Genomic DNA, 19,928 nt, shown 5'->3' on the forward strand with positions numbered 1-19,928 from the left:
ATTTGGTTTATGGTTTCTTTTGGTCCATAACCTACCCGCGTGAGATGTTCACGATAATGAGGAGGTTTAAAGCAAAAGAAGATACTGTTTTCATTTGAAATACAATCCATAAAAAATAATTAACAAATTAATATCGTACTTAGCCAATATCGTCAACCTTTAAATGATGTTTTTACCTTATATGGATGTTTTTTTGATTAAATGTTAAAAAAGAGAAGAAAAACGATTGCTATGATGCGTTTTTATACAAAGGTGAGCGTATTTTTAATTCTTAATAGTACAATTAATAACTATCTAGCTTTTATCTGGCGTGACGTTAAGTAAACAGAAGAGATGCACATAATGAAAATAAATAAAAAATTCCTCTTTTTTCCAGTTATTGCGGTTGGTGTGATTATTCTTATTACCATCACGAAATTGCGTCCAGATGCTGAAACCAAACCACTTGAAGACCGTTCAAAAGTTGTCAATATCCAAGTGTTAGAACCTCAATCAATCGCACCTCAAGCCATTGGTTACGGGAAAATTAGACCGAAGTTTGAATGGAAAGCCATTGCTGAAGTATCCGGTAAAGTGGTGTATCGCCACCCTGAATTACACAAAGGAAATATCTTATTAGCCGGAACTGAAGTACTGAGAATCGACCCACTTGATTATGAGTTGAAACTCGCTCAAGCAGAAGCCGACTTGGGGTCGAGCCAAACTCAATTAGCAAAAGTGGATTTAGAAGAAAAAAACATTCGAAACACATTAAAAATAGAAAAGAATCGACTTTCGATCAGTAAGAAAGAGCTAAGCCGTAAGGTTAATCTTCAGAAAAAAGGCCTGACATCTCAATCGGATTTAGACCAGCAGAATCAGTCTTATTTGGCGCAACAAAAAGTCGTTCAAGATATTCAAAATCAAATCTTATTATTGCCTGATGAAAGAAAAGTGGCCGCGGCAATGGTGAAGGTAAACCAAGCTAAATTAGAAGAAGCGCAACGCTCTTTAGAAAAAACCTCGATTATATTACCAACGGATGTGCGAATTTCTGAGGTGGATATTGAAGCGGATCAAGTGGTTAATCTACAGCAAACCATGTTTATTGCTCATGGTATTAAAACCATGGAGATGGAAGCGCAAATCTCTATTCATGACATGCAAACATTAGCTCAAAGTGTGAAAGCCTTTGAGGTAAGTGAACAGGGCATGCCAAATATTGATTCATTACCATTAACGGCGAATGTGGAATTAAGCAGTGGTCGCTTTGATGCTAAATGGGAAGCGAAAGTCGCTCGTATTAGTGAAACGGTCGATCCAAATCAAGCGACGGTTGGCGTCATTTTAGAAATAGATCAAAACTACCGTGCTTTTCAACCCAACTCATTACCACCATTAGTGAATGGGATGTTTGTGAAAGCGAGGATCGAGGGTGAGGCGTCAGCGCAATGGGTGATCCCTGAAAGTGCGTTGCATGGCGATAAGATCTATTTATTAGGGCAAGATAACAAATTAACTATCCTTCCGATTGAGATTGTTTATCGACGCAATAACCAGGTTGTCGTGACTGGAGATATTAAGAGTCATGATCGTTTGATCTTAAATGATCTGCTGCCTGCGATTAATGGTATGCAATTGCGCTTGGTCAAATCAAATAATGATGAGGAGCCAGTTCAATGATCAAGTTCTTTGCTCGTCATCCAACCGCAGCTAACTTATTAATGCTCACTTTATTGCTGCTTGGTTTGGTCTCTTTATCTCAATTAAAACGAGAGACATTTCCCGAATTTAGTCCTCCTTATATTTTAGCTGGCGTTGTGTACCCAGGGGCTTCTCCGCAAGAGGTGGAAGAGAGCATTTGTATTCGTATGGAAGATGCCGTTGATGGGTTAGGTAATATTGAAGAAACCAAATGTGAAGCGATAGAAGGCTCAGCTCGACTGATTATTAAGTTGAATGAAAAAGCCGATATCGGACGAATGTTGGTGGATGTACAAACTCAAATTGACTCAATTAATGACTTTCCAAAAGAGATTGAATCCCCAGTTGTTCAAGAGCTTGATTGGAATGAACCTGTGGTGGATGTGGCGATTACCGCAGATACGACATGGCCGGAATTAAAAGCCTACGCAGAGAAATTAAAACAAAGCTTAAAACTTGATTACGATGTATCACTCGTTGAAGTGAGTGGTTTTTCTGATCATCAATATCGAGTGGAGTTGGATGAAAGTGCGATTCGTCAGTTGGGATTGAATGTCAGTGATATTGCCAATCAATTAGCTCAACAGAACATTAAATTGCCTAGCGGTAATATCGAAACGCCAGAAAAGAACTTTTTAATTCGTTTTGATGAGAGAAAAACCACACCTGAGGAATTAGCAAAAACGGTAATAGGGGCATCAGAGAATGGCGCATTACTTCGCTTAGGAGACATTGCCACTATCACGGATCGTTTTGAACTTGATGAACAGAAAGTACTGTTTGATGGTAAGCCATCAGCGGTACTTAAGATCAGTAAAAATAAAGCTGACGATGCTCTGCGAATCAAAGATCGTGTTTCTGCATTTGTTGAATATCAGCAATCAGTCGCACCCGATGGTGTGACGTTAGAGATGACGAATGACCTCTCATCACTGCTTTGGGATCGTTTGACCATGATGGTAAAAAACGGATGGCAGGGGATCATTCTTGTTTTTCTAACCATGTGGCTGTTTTTTACTTTCCGCTATTCTTTCTGGGTTGCTGCTGGTTTGCCCGTGGCTTTTTTAGGTGGGCTGTTCTTAATGGCAAGCTTAGGGCTCTCTATTAATATCATGTCTCTTGTTGCCTTATTAATGGCCATCGGGATTATGATGGATGATGCGATTGTAATTGCAGAATCCATCGCTTCTCATCTAGATAGAGGACAAGAGATTGATGATGCGGTGTATAACGGGGTTAAAAAAGTCTTTCCCGGTGTTTTATCTTCTTTTTTAACGACGGTCTGTATTTTTGGTAGCTTGATGTTTTTACAAGGAGAGATGGGGGCGGTACTCAAGGTTATTCCACAGGTTCTGATCTTAGTGCTCTCCTTGAGTCTTATTGAAGCATTTTTAATTTTACCTAATCATTTAAGCCATTCATTACACAGAGCAAAAAACGATAAGCCGATTACTGGGTTTAAAAAGAAAGTATTGGACCGTTTTGAGCACTTTAGAAATACCACCTTGGTGAATGCGGTAACGAAAGTAGTGGAATGGCGTTATGCGTTTTTAGGTGCGGTTATCGCAAGTTTATTGGTTTCTTTTTCTTTGATATCTGGTGGCGCGTTAAAGTTTGTTGGTTTTCCTGAGTTAGATGGAGATATCGCCGAAGCTCGTATTATTTTGCCCCCTGGATCTTCATTATCTCAAACTGAATTAGTCGTAGATAAGATTGTTAATGCAGCGAATAAATTGAATAAACAATGGAGTGAAGAAAAGGAAGGTGGCACACCATTAGTTGAGCATATTACCGAGCAATTTAATACTAATGCCGACGCTAATGAATCTGGCCCGCATTTAGCGACAATTCGTTTAGATTTATTAGGGGCTGAAAAACGAAACACATTAATTGATGATTTTATTGATGCATGGCGTAAAGAAGTCGGAGATTTAGCGGATCCAATAATTATGGTTTTTAAGCAGCCAACCATGGGACCGGGTGGAAGGGCGATTGAAATTCGTATGATGGATGATGATTTACACACACTGAAGTCAGCATCATTAGAAGTTCAAGCCTATTTGAATGATTTTGCAGGCGTTTATGGCGTGCTTGATGACATGAGAATGGGGAAAGAAGAAGTATTAATAAAACTTCGCCCAGGTGCTGAAGCTTTTGGTGTGACGGGTCAACTGATTGCTAATCAATTACGTGCTGCTTACTTTGGACAAACGGCAGATGAAATTCAATTAGGTGTTGAAAACATTGAAATTGAAGTGCGTTTAAATAAACAACAAGCAGGTGATTTACATACTTTAGAGAACTTCCCAATCATTTTGCCTACGGGAGACCAAATACCTCTAGCCTCTATCGCAACATTAGATTTTCAAAGAAATTATGTGCGAATACAGAGAATTAATGGGTTAAGAACCTTAAGTGTCTTTGGTGATGTTCACGCATCTCAGGTGAGCTCAACAGAAATACTGAATCAATTTAAAAAAGATCTCGCACCAGAATTGAAAAAGAAATACCCAGGACTGCGTTTTGATTTTGAGGGGGAAGCGAAAGATTCGGCCGAAACAGGACAATCCATTGGTACTGGATTTATGCTTGGGCTGTTTGGGGTATTTGTTATTCTCAGCTTCCAATTTAGAAGCTACTTAGAACCGTTTGTGGTGATGTTAGCGATACCATTAGCGCTGATTGGCGTGTTATGGGGACACGTTTTATTAGGTCATCCATTGAGTATGCCAAGCATTATGGGGTTTGTTTCTTTAGCGGGTATTGTGGTCAATGATTCGATTTTATTGGTGCAGTACATACGCCACCATGTTGATGATGGTGATTCCGTTTATGAGTCAGTGGTCAAAGCAAGTCGTGAGCGTTTTAGGGCGGTATTTTTAACCTCAATTACGACAGCTGCAGGGTTATTACCCTTGTTATTAGAAACCAGTTTGCAGGCGCAAGTTATTCAACCCTTAGTTGTATCGATTGTCTTTGGTATCTTTACTTCAACCTTATTGGTGTTGTTTATGATACCAGCGGCTTACGCCATTTTAGCTGACTTTGGTTTAGTGAAGAAACATGAAGAGCTTCATTAAACTGGAAGAGTCTAAAATGAAAACAATAAGTTAATTGAAAAAACAGAGTCGGTTTGACTTAGCCCAGGGGGAACACGATCAAGATACTCTTGTGATTGTGCAATTTTTAGGGCGATTTCTTCAGTAATGTTATTCGTAACGCTGACTTCAGAATCGACACGAGTATTACTATGACCTGCGGTAATGGTAACTTCACCCGCTAAGGTTAAGTTATCGAGCGCTTTCCAAGACATATTAACGTTGGTACGAACAATAGGTTCTTGGACGGTTTCAGGCAAAATTAAATCATCATCATCAATTTCATCTAAGTTAGGGTTTTGGTAACGAAAACCGGGACCCACTTCTAATTCTAATAATAATTTCTCTGTATTACTGATCTGATAACCCAAACCACCAGAAAAAGTATAGTCGTTAAAGTAGGCGCTGTATTTTGTGTTTAGCCCTTTAAAGTTGGCATATAAGTAGTAATCAGGACTGATCTTATAGTCACTTTGCAAATTAATGCTTAGTTGATCTTTATCGGCTTCACCGTCTTTTTCTGATAAGTAATATTTTATTTCACCAGTATGACGGTGCTGTCCAGATGTGTAGCTGCCCTCAAATCGACTATTGAGTGATTGAGAGTCGCTGTTACCAGTATTTGATTGGTAACCAAACTCTACTTGGCTTTCCCACGGTGATGGGGGGGACGTATCCGTGTCTTCAGTATCGAGCTCACTAGCATGCACTGATGCACTTATAGTAATAAGCCCAGTTAGAAACACTTTTTTTAACACGCATCAATCTCAAAAAGAATAAAAGAGGTCAGATAGTATAGGTGTTTTCTTGATTCAAATAGTTAAATTTGAGTCAAAATCTTTATTTTGCGAATGGTAAGGTTGCTAGAGAAGGATTGTTATTTCATCCATGTTTCTTTTGGTTATAATGTAGAGCTAAATTTAGGATGGTGAAAAGTAGTAATGGCTGATAATCGAAATCAAAACCGCAAACCAGACGCACAAGTAGACGCGTTAAAAGTACCGCCGCATTCATTGGAGGCAGAGCAATCTGTCCTTGGTGGTTTGTTACTTGATAATGAGCGTTGGGATACCGTTGCAGAAAAAGTGGTGGCAGGAGATTTTTATAGCCGACCGCATCGACTTATCTTTGAGTCAGTTAAATCCATCCTAGAAAATAGTATGCCTTTGGATTTAATTACCTTATCTGAGCACCTTGAACGTCATGAGAAATTAGATTCTGTTGGCGGTTTTGCGTATCTGGCGGATTTAGCTAAAAATACCCCAAGTGCTGCAAACATTAATGCTTATGCAGATATCGTGCGTGAGCGTGCAATGGTACGTAACCTTATTGGTGTTGCAAATGAAATTGCAGATGCAGGTTATGATCCACAAGGCCGAACATCAGAAGATTTACTCGACATGGCAGAGAGTAAAGTCTTTGCCATTGCAGAAGAGCGTACTACTGAAAATGAAGGCCCTCAAAATGTCGATTCAATTTTAGAGAGAACCTTAGAGCGTATCGAGATCTTATATCAAAGCCCGCAAGATGGTGTGACAGGGGTATCGACAGGTTTTACTGATCTCAATAAGAAAACCGCAGGCTTACAAGGTTCTGATTTAATCATTGTTGCTGCTCGTCCATCAATGGGTAAAACCACCTTTGCGATGAACTTGTGTGAAAACGCCGCAATGGACCAAGACAAACCCGTCCTTATTTTCTCACTAGAGATGCCAGCTGAACAGCTGATGATGCGTATGTTAGCGTCACTTTCTCGTGTTGACCAAACCAAAATCCGTACCGGTCAATTAGACGATGAAGATTGGGCGCGCATTTCGTCTACCATGGGCATTTTGACTCAAAAGAAAAACATGTACATCGATGATAGCTCAGGCTTAACACCAACTGAGCTTCGTTCTCGTGCGCGTCGTGTTGCACGTGAAGCGGGTGGATTAAGTATGATCATGGTCGATTACCTTCAGTTAATGCGAGTTCCGGGTTTACAAGATAACCGTACGTTAGAGATCTCTGAAATCTCACGTTCATTAAAAGCATTAGCCAAAGAATTGAACGTTCCTGTTGTCGCTCTATCTCAGTTGAACCGTTCCCTAGAGCAACGTGCCGATAAGCGCCCAATTAACTCGGATCTTCGTGAATCGGGAGCGATCGAGCAAGATGCCGATTTAATCATGTTTATTTACCGTGATGAGGTTTATAACCCTGAGAGTAATCGTAAAGGCATCGCAGAAATTATTTTGGGTAAACAACGTAATGGTCCAATCGGCTCGGTAAGTCTTACATTCCAAGGGCAATTCTCACGTTTTGATAACTACGCAGGCCCTGCGTTTGATGATGAATAAGGCAATAATATGAGCTACATGAAAGCGGCGGCTGCCCAAGTTGATATGTCAGCGTTAGCGCATAATTTGCAAAAAATTAAACAACAAGCGCCAAACAGTAAGCTTCTTGCTGTTGTTAAAGCAAATGGTTATGGCCATGGGCTACTGAATATAGCAAAAGGGGCGCAAGGTGCTGATGCGTTTGGCGTAGCTCGTATAGAAGAAGCATTGCAACTTCGTGCTGGTGGCATCGTTAAGCAAGTATTGTTACTTGAAGGTTTTTATTCCGCTTGTGATTTACCTATTTTGGTCACAAATAACATTCAGACAGCTGTACATTGTAAAGAGCAATTAGAAGCACTAGAAGGCGCTGAACTTGAAGGCCCAGTTGTTGTTTGGTTAAAAGTGGATTCAGGAATGCATCGTTTAGGCATTCGCCCTGAAGAGTATCAAGAATACGTAGATCGTTTGCACGCATGTAAAAATGTCGCGAAGCCACTGCGTTACATGAGTCATTTTGGCTGTGCTGATGAGTTAGATAATCCGACAACCAATAAGCAAATAGATACCTTTATGTCATTAACTGATGGTTGCCAAGGTGAGCGATCTCTGGCGGCATCCGCAGGGTTATTAGCATGGCCTGATAGCCAATTAGATTGGGTTAGACCTGGTATTATTATGTATGGCGTTTCACCATTTGCGAATCAGTCAGCACAAAAGCTAGGTTATTTGCCTACCATGACCCTTACCTCTCATTTAATCGCAGTTCGTGATGTAAAAGCAGGTGAAAGTGTTGGCTATGGAGCAATGTGGACCAGCGAACGTGATACCAAAATTGGGGTTATTGCGATTGGCTATGGTGATGGTTACCCTATTGCAGCACCTAACGGTACACCTGTTTTAGTTAATGGGCGCAAAGTCTCGATTGCTGGCCGAGTATCTATGGATATGCTTACTGTTGATCTTGGTCCTGATGCTCAAGATAAAGTGGGTGATGAAGCTATTTTGTGGGGACGAGATCTTCCTGCAGAAGAAGTTGCAGAGCACATAGGAACCATTGCTTATGAGTTAGTGACTAAACTAACATCACGAGTACAGATGCAATATATTTAATGAGACTACTTTGAATTCATTCCCATCTAAAAGCGCTACTGGTTTAGCGCTTTTTCTTATTATGCCTTTTTCTTTTTTGAGTGATGCGTTTGCCAAAGAAGATATTTGGCCAACATCATTACCAGAAACCTCAGCGGTTCCTTTCCTATTTTCGTCTGAAAGCTTGGGGACTACCATAGGCGCCGCCGCGGTAATGAAAGGCGTCGGCCAACCTCAAGCGACATTATTTGCAGCGGGGCTTTATTCAAGTAAAGGCTCTTATATGACGTACTTGTCTGCAAATAATTTTCAAGTCGGTCATTCATGGTTAGTCGGGGCTAATGCGTATAATGCTAATTTCAAAGAGATGGATTATCACCTAGGCTCTGCCGGTAATAATAACTCCAATGTGAATGACGAAGTGTTTACCGACAGCATCGAAGCACAATACCATTTAACGGCTAATTACATTTTACCTATTGGTAATGCAAAAACGATTGGAGCGAGAGCGGCCTATCTTCCTGAAAGAAAAATAAAAGGATTTAACCCATTAGAAAGTGGTGTGTCGAGTATTGAGTTTAGCCCTTTTTATTACTCTCGAAAATTAGCGGATGTTGCAAATTGGAATGAGCCAGACTCTAACTGGGGAATGAAAGTTAATTTTGACTGGGACAATCGAAATAGCGTAAGAAATACCACCCATGGTTCTCGTACTGAATTGGATTTTACTTATTCACCACAAACCGGTGAACAAGAAGAGTGGTGGACATGGGAGTTCCAACAAAGTGCCTTTTTTGATTTAGGTAATCTCGGTGAGATTATTAATAAGCAAGTGTTGGCATTGGATGTTTATCTTGCTGATACACCAAGTTGGCAAGATGGTACTCATCATCAGCCTCCAGAATATGCAGGCATAAAGCTTGGTGGGTTATATCGATTAAGGAGCTACAGCAGTGGGCGTTTCCATGGTCGTTCAGCTATTCATTATTCTGCAGAATATCGAGTGATGCCTGATTGGCAACCGCTAGAAGATTGGCCTATCTTTAATCTTTATGATGTACCTTGGTGGCAATGGGTTATTTTTGTTGATGCAGGTCGAGTAGCAGATGAATTCTCACTTTCAACACTGCATGAAGACATGAAGTGGAGTGCAGGCGGAGCAATACGCTTTCAAGTTGAAGGTATTGTTGTTCGAACTGAGATGTCAAAAGGCAGTGAAGAAGGTTTATTTAGAGTGATGATCAACCAACCATTTTAATATTTTAGTAAGAAAAATGATCTCAACACTAGTGTTCAGTAGTTTTGATAGAGATAATGTTTACTACTAGAAGTTTTAATGTGACCTAACTCAAAAAGGGTGAGCGTAGTTTTGGTCATAATACCTAAATATAAAGCTCACTAAATAATACCGAGCATCAAATTTTAGATTCGTATAAACGGGGCGTTCATTAATTTTTTTTTGAACCATTAAGTATATTACACGGGATATTTTTACCATGTTAAAAAACATCAACCCAACAGAAACTCAAGCTTGGGCAGACTTAACTGCACACTTTGAAACAGCACAAGATTTTAGCCTATCTGAATTATTCGCTGCAGATGCACAACGTTTTGATAAATTTTCAACGACGTTTGGTCAAGACATTCTAGTGGATTTCTCTAAAAACTTAGTTACCGAAGAAACAATGGAAAAATTGTTCGCATTAGCAGAGCAAACAGAGTTGTCTTCAGCAATGAAAGCGATGTTTAACGGTGAGAAAATCAACAAAACAGAAGACCGTTCAGTTTTACATATTGCACTTCGTAACCGTAGCAACACGCCAATTATGGTTGATGGTGAAGATGTAATGCCTGCAGTAAATGCAGTATTAGAAAAAATGAAAGGCTTCACAGAGCGTCTAATTTCTGGTGAGTGGAAAGGTTACACTGGTAAAGAAATTACGGATATCGTAAACATCGGTATCGGCGGTTCAGATCTTGGCCCTTACATGGTTTCTGAAGCGTTAGCACCATACAAGACTCGTTTAAACATGCACTTTGTTTCAAACGTTGATGGCACACATATCGTTGAAACATTGAAGCCATTAAACCCTGAAACTACGTTATTCTTAATCGCATCTAAAACATTCACAACACAAGAAACAATGACAAATGCACACAGTGCTCGTGATTGGTTCCTTGCTGAAGCTGGTGATCAAGCACATGTTGCTAAGCACTTTGCTGCACTATCAACAAATGCACAGTCTGTTTCTGAGTTTGGTATTGATACTGACAACATGTTTGAATTCTGGGATTGGGTTGGTGGTCGTTATTCACTATGGTCAGCAATCGGTCTTTCAATTGCACTAGCGGTTGGTTTTGATAACTTTGTTGAGCTTCTTGAAGGTGCTCATGAAGTGGATAACCATTTCGCTAATACGGATCTGAAAAATAACGTACCAGTTATCTTGGCACTGATCGGCCTATGGTATAACAACTTCCACGGTGCTGAGTCAGAATCAATTCTTCCATACGATCAATATCTACATCGTTTTGCTGCGTACTTCCAACAAGGCAACATGGAATCAAATGGTAAATGTGTAGACCGTAACGGTAACCCTGTTGATTATCAAACGGGTCCAATCATTTGGGGTGAACCAGGTACAAATGGTCAACACGCGTTCTACCAATTGATTCACCAAGGTACAAAATTAATCCCTTGTGATTTTATTGCGCCTGCAATCAGCCACAACCAAGTGGGTGATCATCATCAGAAGCTGATGTCTAACTTCTTTGCTCAAACAGAAGCATTGGCTTTTGGTAAAACAGAAGAGACTGTTCGTGCAGAATTTGCAGCAGCAGGTAAAACTGAAGCAGAAATGGCAGAGTTAGTGGCATTTAAGGTGTTTGAAGGCAATCGCCCAACAAACTCAATTCTTGTTAAGCAAGTAACGCCTAAAACTCTAGGTAACTTGATTGCAATGTACGAGCACAAAATCTTCGTACAAGGTGTGATTTGGAATATCTTCAGCTTTGACCAATGGGGCGTAGAACTTGGTAAGCAACTGGCTAACCAAATTCTTCCTGAGTTAGCAGATGATAAAGTCGTAACGTCTCACGACAGTTCAACAAACGGCTTAATTAACGCATTTAAAGCATACAAAGCTTAATCGTTAAGTTATAAAATTTATTAATTAAAAGAGCTGACTTCGGTCGGCTCTTTTTGTATTTATTACTTATCGATATTACAGGTAATAAAAAAGGCTGATACCTAAATATCAACCTTTATCATTTCCTGAATCCTGAATCCTGAATCCTGAATCCTGAATCCTGAATCCTGAATCCTTTAGTTCTTGCTTTTGCTCTTGCTCTTATAGAAGCGCAGCGTTCTAGTCTCTAGTCTCTGTTACTCAAAACAGATTTCAATAAACGCATTACCCCATTCTGAAGTAAATGGCATGATAATAATCGCACCATCGCATTTATGAGTAATCGTATGGCCCTTACCAGAAACAACCATAGGCGTTGCCATGCTAAATTCAAAACCACTTTCAGAAAGAATACGTTTTGCACCACCAGTAACCATATTGGTGATTTCACCTACCATATCCGTCACTTCTTCATTGATGCTATTTGGACGCTCACCTAACATGTTTTGCATGTTTTGCATGATTTGCAGAGCAAGCTGTTCATCAAAAGTAATCGACATTGAGCCCTTACTTTGTGGAGCAACCATGCCTATTAAACCTGAAACATCACCACGAGCAATTTCATCTTTTTTAATACGAGGCTTTTGTGGTTTTAAATCCATTGAAGCCATCGTTTTAAGTACATTCATCAGTGAAGCTAAGAATGGGTTTACAAATTCAGCGCGCATGGTAGGTAATGTCCTTTAATTAATTTTTATTATTGTTGTTACTTAAACAAGCTTTGCAAGTACCATGAGTTTCAACAATATGGTTTTCGACAGAAAAGCCAATTTGTTCAGCATGCTTTGTTAGCTGCTCTGTTATTTTAATATCATGGAACTCAACAACGTCATCGCAAGTACGACAGATAAATAGTTGTGAAAAATGAGCGTGTTCGCCAATAACACAACAAGAAATATAACTATTTATTGATTCGACCTTATGAACAAAACCTTGGGTCACTAAAAAATCTAAAGCACGATAAATAGTGGGTGGTTTTGCTTGGGGTTCTATTTTCTTTAATTGCTCTAAAAGATCATAAGCACTTATCGCCCCCTGGTGAGAGACAATCAGCTCTAAAACTGTTAATCGCTGTGGTGTGAGTCTTACCCCACGTTGCTGGCACAATAGCTCAACTTTTTGTTTTTGCGTACGATTCAAGGATTATGTGTCTTATTTTTTGAACAGACAGTGAGTTTATCATAAGTTATCGGTTATTTTAGTGACTATTTTTCAGAATGTCATTTTATTTATGGGCATCATTATCGTGGTAATAGGTTGGCTGTTTCTATTCTGATCATGTTAGAATTGCGGCATTGATCACTGAACGAATTTATTTATGAGCTCTTACCCACTACAACGCTTTTCCGTTGCCCCAATGCTTGATTGGACAGACCGTCACTGCCGTTATTTTCATCGTCAATTATCTGAGCATGCGCTTTTATATACAGAAATGGTGACGACTGGCGCTATAATCCATGGTAAAGGTGATTTTCTTGCATATAACGAAGAAGAGCATCCGGTTGCATTGCAGCTAGGTGGTTCGAACGTTAAAGATTTAGTTCATTGTGCAAAATTAGCAGCCGAGCGTGGCTATGATGAAGTTAACCTTAATGTAGGTTGTCCATCAGACCGAGTTCAGAATGGTCGTTTTGGTGCTTGTTTAATGGGTGAGCCAGATCTAGTTGCCGAATGTGTCGCTGAGATGAAAGCGGTTGTTGATATTCCAGTAACGGTAAAAACCCGTATTGGTATTGACGACCAAGATAGCTATGAGTTTTTAACTAAATTCGTTTCAACGGTTCATGAGAAGGGTGGTTGTGATCAATTTACTATTCATGCTCGTAAAGCGTGGCTAAGTGGATTAAGCCCGAAAGAAAACCGTGAAATTCCACCGTTAGATTACCCACGCGCATATCAAATCAAGAAAGATTTTCCTCAGTTAGTGATTGCAGTCAATGGCGGCATTAAAACATTAGCGGAAGCAAAAGAGCATTTAGCACATCTAGATGGCGTGATGATTGGTCGTGAAGCGTATCAGAGCCCTTATTTATTAGCAGAAGTTGATCAACAACTTTTTGGTAGTGATAAACCAATTAAAAAGCGTCGTGAAATTGTAGAGGCAATGTACCCATATATTGAGCGCCAATTAGAAAATGGTGCACATCTTGGTCATATTACTCGTCATATGCTGGGTTTATTCCAAAGTATGCCGGGTGCTCGTCAATGGCGTCGCTATATCAGTGAAAATGCTCATAAACCAGGTTCAGGTATTGAAGTGGTTGAAGCAGCGCTAGCTAAAATTCCAAAAGAGTTAGATGTTTAAGCTTTTTTTACTTTAGTGAAATTGCATTAAATAGAAATAAAAAGAAAGTACATAAATAAACCAGATCGTTTATTATTACCGCATATGAAACAAATAGCGTCGCAAATGGAGACTACGCATGAACAAACTATCCCTTACCGCTGTTGTTGCTTCAACTGCCTTAGTATTGGCAGTACCAGCACATTCAACAGAGAAGGAATTTACCACTAAAGTTGAAATTGATGCGTGGTTCCCTGATGCAAAAGTGGGATCTAAAGATGATGCTGTTCGTAAAAATGATGTTGATGCATCGCAAGCGTTCTCAATCGCTTTTGAGCACCCATTTGCTTATGTGCCAAATGTTAAAGTTCGTTATACCCCAGTAAGGTCTGATCGTTTTGAATATGATCAAATTGACTACACTGGTTACTATAAATTATTAGACACTAATGGTCTTCAGTTTGATGTGGGTTTAACACTAACACAGTTTGCTAATGGCGAATTCAATAAAGGTGGCTCAATCTCTGGAGGCCGAGCAGATCAAAGCTTTAGTGAAACTGCAATGAACATGTACGCCGATGCGTCACTGCATATTCCCGATACGCATTTCCACATTTTTGGTCAGTATGATTTTGGTAGTGGTAGCGGTACTCGTACAATGGATGGTCAAGCTGGGGTTAAATACATTCTTCCTGTTGATGCGGTCGATCTAGAAATCAAAGTAGGTTATCGCGTAATGGACCATGAATTTGGTTACTTTGAAGGCTTTGATAGCAACCAAGCAAACGTAATGGTTGATGGTTGGTTCGGTGGTCTATCATTTGATTTCTAATCAGAGATAACCAGAATATTAAAAATAGCGATTCAGGTGACTGAGTCGCTATTTTTTTATTTTAAATTTGCTCAATCTCTGTTTATTGACCATGCTTATAGAATGGATATTACTATGATATTCATATTTGGTAAGGATGCAGTTATGACGACATTAAGTGAATTAAAATTGATGTACCAAGAAGATCAATTAGTGGAGGCGGTGATAGAGCCTGTCGTGGTTGAGGAGTCTTGGATTGTAGAGTTTCGCCATGTGCGTGGAGGCCTTGTTCTGCTTACTGATATGAAAGGTGGTGAGATGAAATACAGGGATTTAGAATCAGCCTCTAAAAGTGCATTAGCGGTTGGATTTAACCAAGTCAGGATTAATGATTAACCTTATTTTCACCTTAAATTAATTAACGCAAATATTTCTTTCTTCCAAAAAGTTATAAAACATACCTATCTATTCTTTCTTGTTATAGAAAAGAGTCGCTAATCTAATATGACGCAATGAATAGGGATGTCGTCATGTTATTAAAGGAACTCTCCGCACTCGCTAGCCCACTTAATGATCAACAAATAGGTCAATTACAGCTAGCGGCTTCAGAATTATCTCCGCAACAGCTTGCTTGGGTAAGTGGTTATTTTTGGGGTGTGAGCCAAACCTCAGGTGCAGCACAACCAATCAATCAAGCCGCAGCCGCAGTATCAAGTGAGCCTGCTGGTAAATTATCAATTATTTATGCCTCGCAAACAGGCAATGCTAAAGGGGTTGCCGAAGCTTTAAAAGAAGAAGCATCGGCAGCAGGTATTGCCGTTGAGCTTTTTGATGCCAGTGACTACAAAGGTAAAAATCTCGCTAAAGAAACTCACGTTATTATTGTGGCATCAACCAATGGTGAAGGTGAAGCGCCAGATAATGCCATTGAATTGCATGAATTTCTTCAATCTAAAAAAGCGCCTAAATTAGATAATTTAAAATACGCGGTTATTGGTTTGGGGGATTCGAGTTATGAATTTTTCTGCCAAACAGGTAAAGACTTCGATGCTTACTTATCCAAAAAAGGAGCTACGCCATTTTTTGAGCGTATCGATTTAGATGTGGATTATGAAGCACCAGCAGCGGAGTGGCGTAAACAAGCGTTAGAGAAAGTAAAAAAAACATTGGCAACAGGTGATGATTCTAACAATGGACAGGTTGTGCAATTGCCAGTAGGACAAGCGGCTCATGCTGTTTCGCAATACACTAAACAGAACCCATACACCGCTACGTTATTAACTAGCCAGAAAATCACGGGTCGAGATTCAGGTAAAGACGTTCGTCATATTGAAATCGATTTGGAAGGTTCAGGGTTAACTTATCAACCGGGTGATGCTCTTGGGGTGTGGTTTGAAAATAGCCCCAAACTTGCCGCTGCAATCTTAAAACAAGTAAGTCTTACTGGTGAAGAACAAGTAGATGTTGATGGTGAGCAGATATCACTTCAAAAAGCGTTAGTTGAAAAGTACGAAATTACGTCATCAAACCCACAACAAGTTACGGCATTTTCTGAGCTATCAAGCAGTAAAAAACTAGAGAAACTGACCGCAGACAAAGACAAATTACGCCAGTATGCAGGTAATACTCAAGTCATTGATCTACTATCAGAAAAGAAAACAAAATTAACGGCAGAGCAATTAGTTGGATTACTTCGTCGTTTAACCCCTCGTTTATATTCGATTGCTTCAAGCCAAACAGAAGTCGATGAAGAAGTTCATTTAACGGTTGGTGTAGTTGAATACCAACAAGGAGATGAGTCTCGATTTGGTGGTGCCTCTAGCTTTTTATCTCATCGTCTAGAAGAAGGCGATGAAGTGAAAGTGTTTATTGAACACAACAATAATTTCAAACTTCCTCAAAATGATAATGTTCCTGTGATCATGATAGGCCCAGGTACGGGTATTGCTCCATTCCGCTCATTTGTGCAAGAACGTGACAACCGTGATGCAGAAGGAAAAAACTGGCTATTCTTTGGTGATAGAACCTTCACGCAAGATTTCTTATACCAAGTGGAATGGCAAAAATACCTTAAATCAGGCGTTGTAAATCAATTAGATGTCGCATTCAGTCGTGACCAGCAAGAAAAAGTCTATGTACAGCACCGTATCCTAGAGCACTCAGCACAAGTATGGCAATGGCTGCAAGATGGCGCTTATATCTACGTGTGTGGTGATGCAACTCGCATGGCAAAAGACGTACATGAAGCCTTGATTACGATTGTTGAGCAACAAGGTAAAAAGAACAGAGAAGAAGCGGAACAGTTTGTAAATGATCTGCGTAAGGCGAAACGTTACCAAAGGGATGTGTACTAATGAGTGAACAAATTGCAGTAAAAACAATCTTATCAGGCACTGAACTTGGCCCATTAGCGGATAATGAGCGTCTAAAGCGTGAAAGTAAAAATCTTAGAGGGACGATCGAAGAAGATCTTCAAGATCGCATTACAGGTGGTTTTACTAAAGATAATTTCCAGTTGATCCGTTTTCACGGTATGTATCAACAAGATGATAGAGATATTCGTACTGAGCGTGCAAAACAAAAATTAGAGCCTCTGCATAACGTAATGCTACGTGCGCGTATGCCGGGTGGAATTATCACCCCAAAACAGTGGCTAGCGATTGATAAGTTTGCAGAAGAAAATACCTCTTATGGCAGTTTGCGTTTAACCACTCGTCAAACGTTTCAATTTCACGGTGTTCTAAAACCAAACATTAAATTAATGCATCAAACGCTTAATAGTATCGGTATTGATTCGATTGCCACAGCAGGTGATGTAAATCGAAATGTGTTGTGTACGACTAACCCTATTGAATCTGAATTACATCAAGAAGCGTACGAGTGGGCGAAAAAAATCAGTGAACACTTGCTACCAAAAACACGTGCCTATGCCGAGATTTGGTTAGATGGTGAGAAGTTAGAAACGACCGATGAAGAGCCAATTTTAGGCAGTAACTATCTTCCTCGTAAATTTAAAACAACGGTTGTGATCCCACCGCAAAATGATGTGGATGTGCATGCGAATGATCTGAATTTCATTGCAATTGCAGATGATGGAAAACTGGTTGGTTTTAATGTACTTGTTGGTGGTGGTCTTGCAATGACCCATGGCGACACTGCAACTTACCCACGTAAAGCAGATGATTTCGGTTTTATACCATTAGAGAAAACATTAGAGGTAGCTGCAGCAGTTGTGACCACTCAGCGTGATTGGGGTAACCGTTCAAATCGTAAAAATGCAAAAACAAAATATACGTTAGATCGTGTAGGTGTTGATGTATTTAAAGCCGAAGTGGAAAAACGTGCTGGTATTCAATTTGAAGCAAGTCGCCCTTATGAGTTAACAGAGCGTGGTGATCGAATTGGTTGGGTTGAAGGTATTGATGGTAAGCATCACTTAGCATTATTTATTGAGAATGGTCGCTTATTAGATTATCCGGAAAAACCACTAAAAACAGGGGTTGCTGAAATAGCTAAGATCCACCAAGGCGATTTTAGAATGACTGCCAACCAGAATTTAATCGTTGCTGGTGTACCAGCGGAGCAAAAAGATCAGATAGAGCAAATTGCTCGTGAGCATGGCTTAATTGACGATGGGCATTCAGAGCAGCGTAAAAATTCAATGGCGTGTGTGGCGTTTCCTACTTGTCCATTAGCGATGGCTGAAGCAGAGCGTTTCTTGCCTGAGTTTGTTACTGAGATTGAAGGTGTGTTGAAAAAGCATAACTTGCCAGAAGAAGACAATATCATCTTCCGTGTGACAGGTTGTCCAAATGGTTGTGGCCGTGCGATGTTGGCTGAAATTGGCTTAGTTGGTAAGGCGCCTGGTCGTTATAACTTCCATTTAGGTGGTAATCGCAGTGGCACTCGTGTGCCTAAAATGTATAAAGAGAATATTACAGACCGACAAATTTTAGCAGAAATTGATGAGTTAGTAGGACGCTGGGCTACAGAGCGCCAAGGTAATGAAGGGTTTGGTGATTTTACCATTCGAGCCGGCATTGTGGATGAAGTGAAAGTATCAAAAAGGGACTTTTATGCCTAAATTGCAATTATCAGAGCTGTTGTCATTAACTAAAGTTGAGCAAATATTACGATTATCGGAAGTCAATGCAGAGCTTGAAACGCTAACCGCTCAAGAACGAATCTTATGGGCGTTAGAGAACTTAGAAGGAAACCCTGCGGTGTCCTCAAGTTTTGGGATTCAAGCAGCAGTGATGTTGCAATTAGTCACTGACGCAAAAGCGGATACTCCGGTTATTTTAACCGATACCGGATATTTATTTCCTGAAACTTATCAGTTTGTTGACCAACTCACTGAGCGACTAAAACTAAACCTGCATGTGTTTACCGCGGAAGAAACGCCAAATTGGCAAGAAGCACGTTATGGTAAATTGTGGGAGAAAGGGGTTGAGGGAATTGAGAAGTATAATAAGCTAAATAAAGTTCAGCCGATGCGCCGAGCACTGGATCAACTTGAAGTCGGTATTTGGTTTTCAGGTTTACGTCGTGAACAATCAAACTCTCGTGCAAACTTACCAGTGCTTAGTATTCAAAATGGGGTGTTTAAGTTTTTACCTGTGTTGGACTGGAGTAATAAAGACGTTCATTACTTTTTAGAAGAGCGTGGTTTACCTTATCACCCATTGCGTGATGAAGGTTATCTCTCTGTAGGTGATACACATACCACTCAAAAATGGGAACCGGGAATGAAAGAAGAGGAGACTCGCTTCTTTGGTTTAAAAAGGGAGTGTGGCTTGCATGAAGATGACGGTGAGACTGCCGGTTCTGGAATATAAATAGTTTATATGAGATAAAAAGACAGCGTGATATAGGCTGTCTTTTTTATTTATGACTGAAATATTATTTCCACAGTGAGGTTAATGAATCTAACAGGCCTGAGCTTGCATCTTGAGATGTTAGGTATTGTGTAATTAAAGGCGTAAATTGAGAGATAAGTGCTGGGTCTAAACCGAGTGCAGAGAAAGCCGCTTTTACGCTGTCCATATTTGATATCATGCTGCCTAATCCACCAGGGATGGCATTTGTTAACGATTCAAGACCAGGAACCATGCTATTTAGCTCTGAGTTTTCTGAGTTTGATAGACCATTTCCTGCCATTGCTAATAATGCACCTGCACCGCCAGCAGCTTGATCTGCTGAAATCCCAAGATTATCAGTAAGCATGCCGACAAGTGGATTAGATGCAGTGACTTGCTCAGTGTTTGCTTCATCATCACCACCAAATAGGCTCGAAAGAAAGGCATTAGCAGGGGCTGCAGCAGTAAGAGAAAGCGCAAGAGTAGATAAAATTAACGTTTTTTTCATTGTCATTTCCTTTTAACATTATCAATTTGTTTTTGTAACATTTTATTAGAGTATGACATAAAAAAAAGCGATGCATATAGTCATCGC

Annotated in this window: 16 protein-coding genes; 12 read left to right on the forward strand and 4 right to left on the reverse strand. The window is 40.0% G+C overall.

What is annotated here, in order from left to right:
* The first annotated feature begins 342 nt into the window (after window positions 1-342).
* Complete coding sequence (locus PVK63_RS18050; protein ID WP_274440807.1) at window positions 343-1,662, forward strand: efflux RND transporter periplasmic adaptor subunit; 1,320 nt, start codon at window positions 343-345, stop codon at window positions 1,660-1,662.
* Window positions 1,659-4,763 carry an efflux RND transporter permease subunit gene (locus tag PVK63_RS18055; RefSeq protein ID WP_274440808.1) on the forward strand — a complete coding sequence of 1,035 codons (3,105 nt, stop codon included), beginning with the start codon at window positions 1,659-1,661 and terminating at the stop codon, window positions 4,761-4,763. The genes PVK63_RS18050 and PVK63_RS18055 overlap by 4 nt, the downstream gene beginning before the upstream one ends.
* A gap of 11 nt (window positions 4,764-4,774) precedes the next feature.
* Here PVK63_RS18055 and PVK63_RS18060 read toward each other — a convergent pair whose 3' ends face one another.
* Window positions 4,775-5,539: a DUF481 domain-containing protein gene (locus PVK63_RS18060; RefSeq protein WP_207215686.1), complete on the reverse strand. Its 765-nt coding sequence runs from the start codon at window positions 5,537-5,539 to the stop codon at window positions 4,775-4,777.
* Between the two features lie 183 nt (window positions 5,540-5,722).
* Here PVK63_RS18060 and PVK63_RS18065 point away from each other — a divergent pair, with 183 nt between their 5' ends.
* The 4 genes from PVK63_RS18065 to pgi all read left to right on the forward strand — a co-directional run bounded on the left by PVK63_RS18065 (window position 5,723) and on the right by pgi (window position 11,340).
* Entirely contained in the window at window positions 5,723-7,120 is a 1,398-nt protein-coding gene (locus tag PVK63_RS18065) for a replicative DNA helicase (protein WP_130045921.1), read from the forward strand.
* Window positions 7,121-7,129: 9 nt separating this feature from the next.
* Complete coding sequence (gene alr / locus PVK63_RS18070; protein ID WP_130045922.1) at window positions 7,130-8,212, forward strand: alanine racemase; 1,083 nt, start codon at window positions 7,130-7,132, stop codon at window positions 8,210-8,212.
* Between the two features lie 10 nt (window positions 8,213-8,222).
* Window positions 8,223-9,449 (forward strand): BamA/TamA family outer membrane protein, encoded by a 1,227-nt coding sequence (locus PVK63_RS18075; protein WP_274440809.1) that lies wholly within the window; start codon window positions 8,223-8,225, stop codon window positions 9,447-9,449.
* Between the two features lie 238 nt (window positions 9,450-9,687).
* Entirely contained in the window at window positions 9,688-11,340 is a 1,653-nt protein-coding gene (gene pgi / locus PVK63_RS18080) for a glucose-6-phosphate isomerase (RefSeq protein WP_274440810.1), read from the forward strand.
* Window positions 11,341-11,576: 236 nt separating this feature from the next.
* On the opposite strand, the gene PVK63_RS18085 is transcribed toward pgi, so the two are convergent.
* Together PVK63_RS18085 and zur are read right to left on the reverse strand one after the other, a co-directional pair.
* Window positions 11,577-12,047 (reverse strand): chemotaxis protein CheX, encoded by a 471-nt coding sequence (locus PVK63_RS18085; protein WP_274440811.1) that lies wholly within the window; start codon window positions 12,045-12,047, stop codon window positions 11,577-11,579.
* A gap of 19 nt (window positions 12,048-12,066) precedes the next feature.
* On the reverse strand, window positions 12,067-12,519 hold the full coding sequence (zur, locus tag PVK63_RS18090; RefSeq protein WP_130045926.1) for a zinc uptake transcriptional repressor Zur: 453 nt from the start codon (window positions 12,517-12,519) through the stop codon (window positions 12,067-12,069).
* A 178-nt stretch (window positions 12,520-12,697) separates the two neighbouring features.
* On the opposite strand from zur, the gene dusA reads away from it, so the two are divergent.
* The 6 genes from dusA to PVK63_RS18120 all read left to right on the forward strand — a co-directional run bounded on the left by dusA (window position 12,698) and on the right by PVK63_RS18120 (window position 19,312).
* Window positions 12,698-13,684, forward strand: a complete 987-nt coding sequence (dusA, locus tag PVK63_RS18095) for a tRNA dihydrouridine(20/20a) synthase DusA (RefSeq protein WP_130049126.1) — start codon at window positions 12,698-12,700, stop codon at window positions 13,682-13,684.
* 118 nt (window positions 13,685-13,802) lie between these two features.
* A complete protein-coding gene (locus PVK63_RS18100; protein ID WP_274440812.1) occupies window positions 13,803-14,495 on the forward strand; it encodes a TIGR04219 family outer membrane beta-barrel protein in 693 nt (230 codons plus the stop codon).
* Window positions 14,496-14,639: 144 nt separating this feature from the next.
* Complete coding sequence (locus PVK63_RS18105; RefSeq protein WP_130045929.1) at window positions 14,640-14,870, forward strand: hypothetical protein; 231 nt, start codon at window positions 14,640-14,642, stop codon at window positions 14,868-14,870.
* Window positions 14,871-15,004: 134 nt separating this feature from the next.
* Window positions 15,005-16,828 (forward strand): assimilatory sulfite reductase (NADPH) flavoprotein subunit, encoded by a 1,824-nt coding sequence (locus PVK63_RS18110; RefSeq protein ID WP_274440813.1) that lies wholly within the window; start codon window positions 15,005-15,007, stop codon window positions 16,826-16,828.
* The gene (cysI, locus tag PVK63_RS18115) at window positions 16,828-18,558 is read left to right on the forward strand and encodes an assimilatory sulfite reductase (NADPH) hemoprotein subunit (RefSeq protein ID WP_274440815.1); all 1,731 of its coding nucleotides are present in this window, start codon (window positions 16,828-16,830) and stop codon (window positions 18,556-18,558) included. Before PVK63_RS18110 ends, cysI begins: the two co-directional genes overlap by 1 nt.
* The gene (locus PVK63_RS18120; protein WP_130049122.1) at window positions 18,551-19,312 is read left to right on the forward strand and encodes a phosphoadenylyl-sulfate reductase; all 762 of its coding nucleotides are present in this window, start codon (window positions 18,551-18,553) and stop codon (window positions 19,310-19,312) included. Before cysI ends, PVK63_RS18120 begins: the two co-directional genes overlap by 8 nt.
* A gap of 64 nt (window positions 19,313-19,376) precedes the next feature.
* On the opposite strand, the gene PVK63_RS18125 is transcribed toward PVK63_RS18120, so the two are convergent.
* Window positions 19,377-19,841 carry a DUF2780 domain-containing protein gene (locus tag PVK63_RS18125; protein ID WP_274440816.1) on the reverse strand — a complete coding sequence of 155 codons (465 nt, stop codon included), beginning with the start codon at window positions 19,839-19,841 and terminating at the stop codon, window positions 19,377-19,379.
* Window positions 19,842-19,928: the final 87 nt, after the last annotated feature.

It is taken from the genome of Aliivibrio sp. S2TY2 (assembly GCF_028765525.1).
GTDB classification, from domain to species: domain Bacteria; phylum Pseudomonadota; class Gammaproteobacteria; order Enterobacterales; family Vibrionaceae; genus Aliivibrio; species Aliivibrio finisterrensis_A.

What these genes read in the sequence shown, in the direction of transcription:
- PVK63_RS18050 (WP_274440807.1), top strand. Translation starts at nt 343, where the DNA reads ATGAAAATAAATAAAAAATTCCTCTTTTTTCCAGTTATTGCGGTTGGT.
- PVK63_RS18055 (WP_274440808.1), top strand. Translation starts at nt 1,659, where the DNA reads ATGATCAAGTTCTTTGCTCGTCATCCAACCGCAGCTAACTTATTAATG.
- PVK63_RS18065 (WP_130045921.1), top strand. Translation starts at nt 5,723, where the DNA reads ATGGCTGATAATCGAAATCAAAACCGCAAACCAGACGCACAAGTAGAC.
- alr (WP_130045922.1), top strand. Translation starts at nt 7,130, where the DNA reads ATGAGCTACATGAAAGCGGCGGCTGCCCAAGTTGATATGTCAGCGTTA.
- pgi (WP_274440810.1), top strand. Translation starts at nt 9,688, where the DNA reads ATGTTAAAAAACATCAACCCAACAGAAACTCAAGCTTGGGCAGACTTA.
- PVK63_RS18085 (WP_274440811.1), bottom strand. Translation starts at nt 12,047, where the DNA reads ATGCGCGCTGAATTTGTAAACCCATTCTTAGCTTCACTGATGAATGTA.
- dusA (WP_130049126.1), top strand. Translation starts at nt 12,698, where the DNA reads ATGAGCTCTTACCCACTACAACGCTTTTCCGTTGCCCCAATGCTTGAT.
- PVK63_RS18100 (WP_274440812.1), top strand. Translation starts at nt 13,803, where the DNA reads ATGAACAAACTATCCCTTACCGCTGTTGTTGCTTCAACTGCCTTAGTA.
- PVK63_RS18105 (WP_130045929.1), top strand. Translation starts at nt 14,640, where the DNA reads ATGACGACATTAAGTGAATTAAAATTGATGTACCAAGAAGATCAATTA.
- PVK63_RS18110 (WP_274440813.1), top strand. Translation starts at nt 15,005, where the DNA reads ATGTTATTAAAGGAACTCTCCGCACTCGCTAGCCCACTTAATGATCAA.
- cysI (WP_274440815.1), top strand. Translation starts at nt 16,828, where the DNA reads ATGAGTGAACAAATTGCAGTAAAAACAATCTTATCAGGCACTGAACTT.
- PVK63_RS18120 (WP_130049122.1), top strand. Translation starts at nt 18,551, where the DNA reads ATGCCTAAATTGCAATTATCAGAGCTGTTGTCATTAACTAAAGTTGAG.
- PVK63_RS18125 (WP_274440816.1), bottom strand. Translation starts at nt 19,841, where the DNA reads ATGAAAAAAACGTTAATTTTATCTACTCTTGCGCTTTCTCTTACTGCT.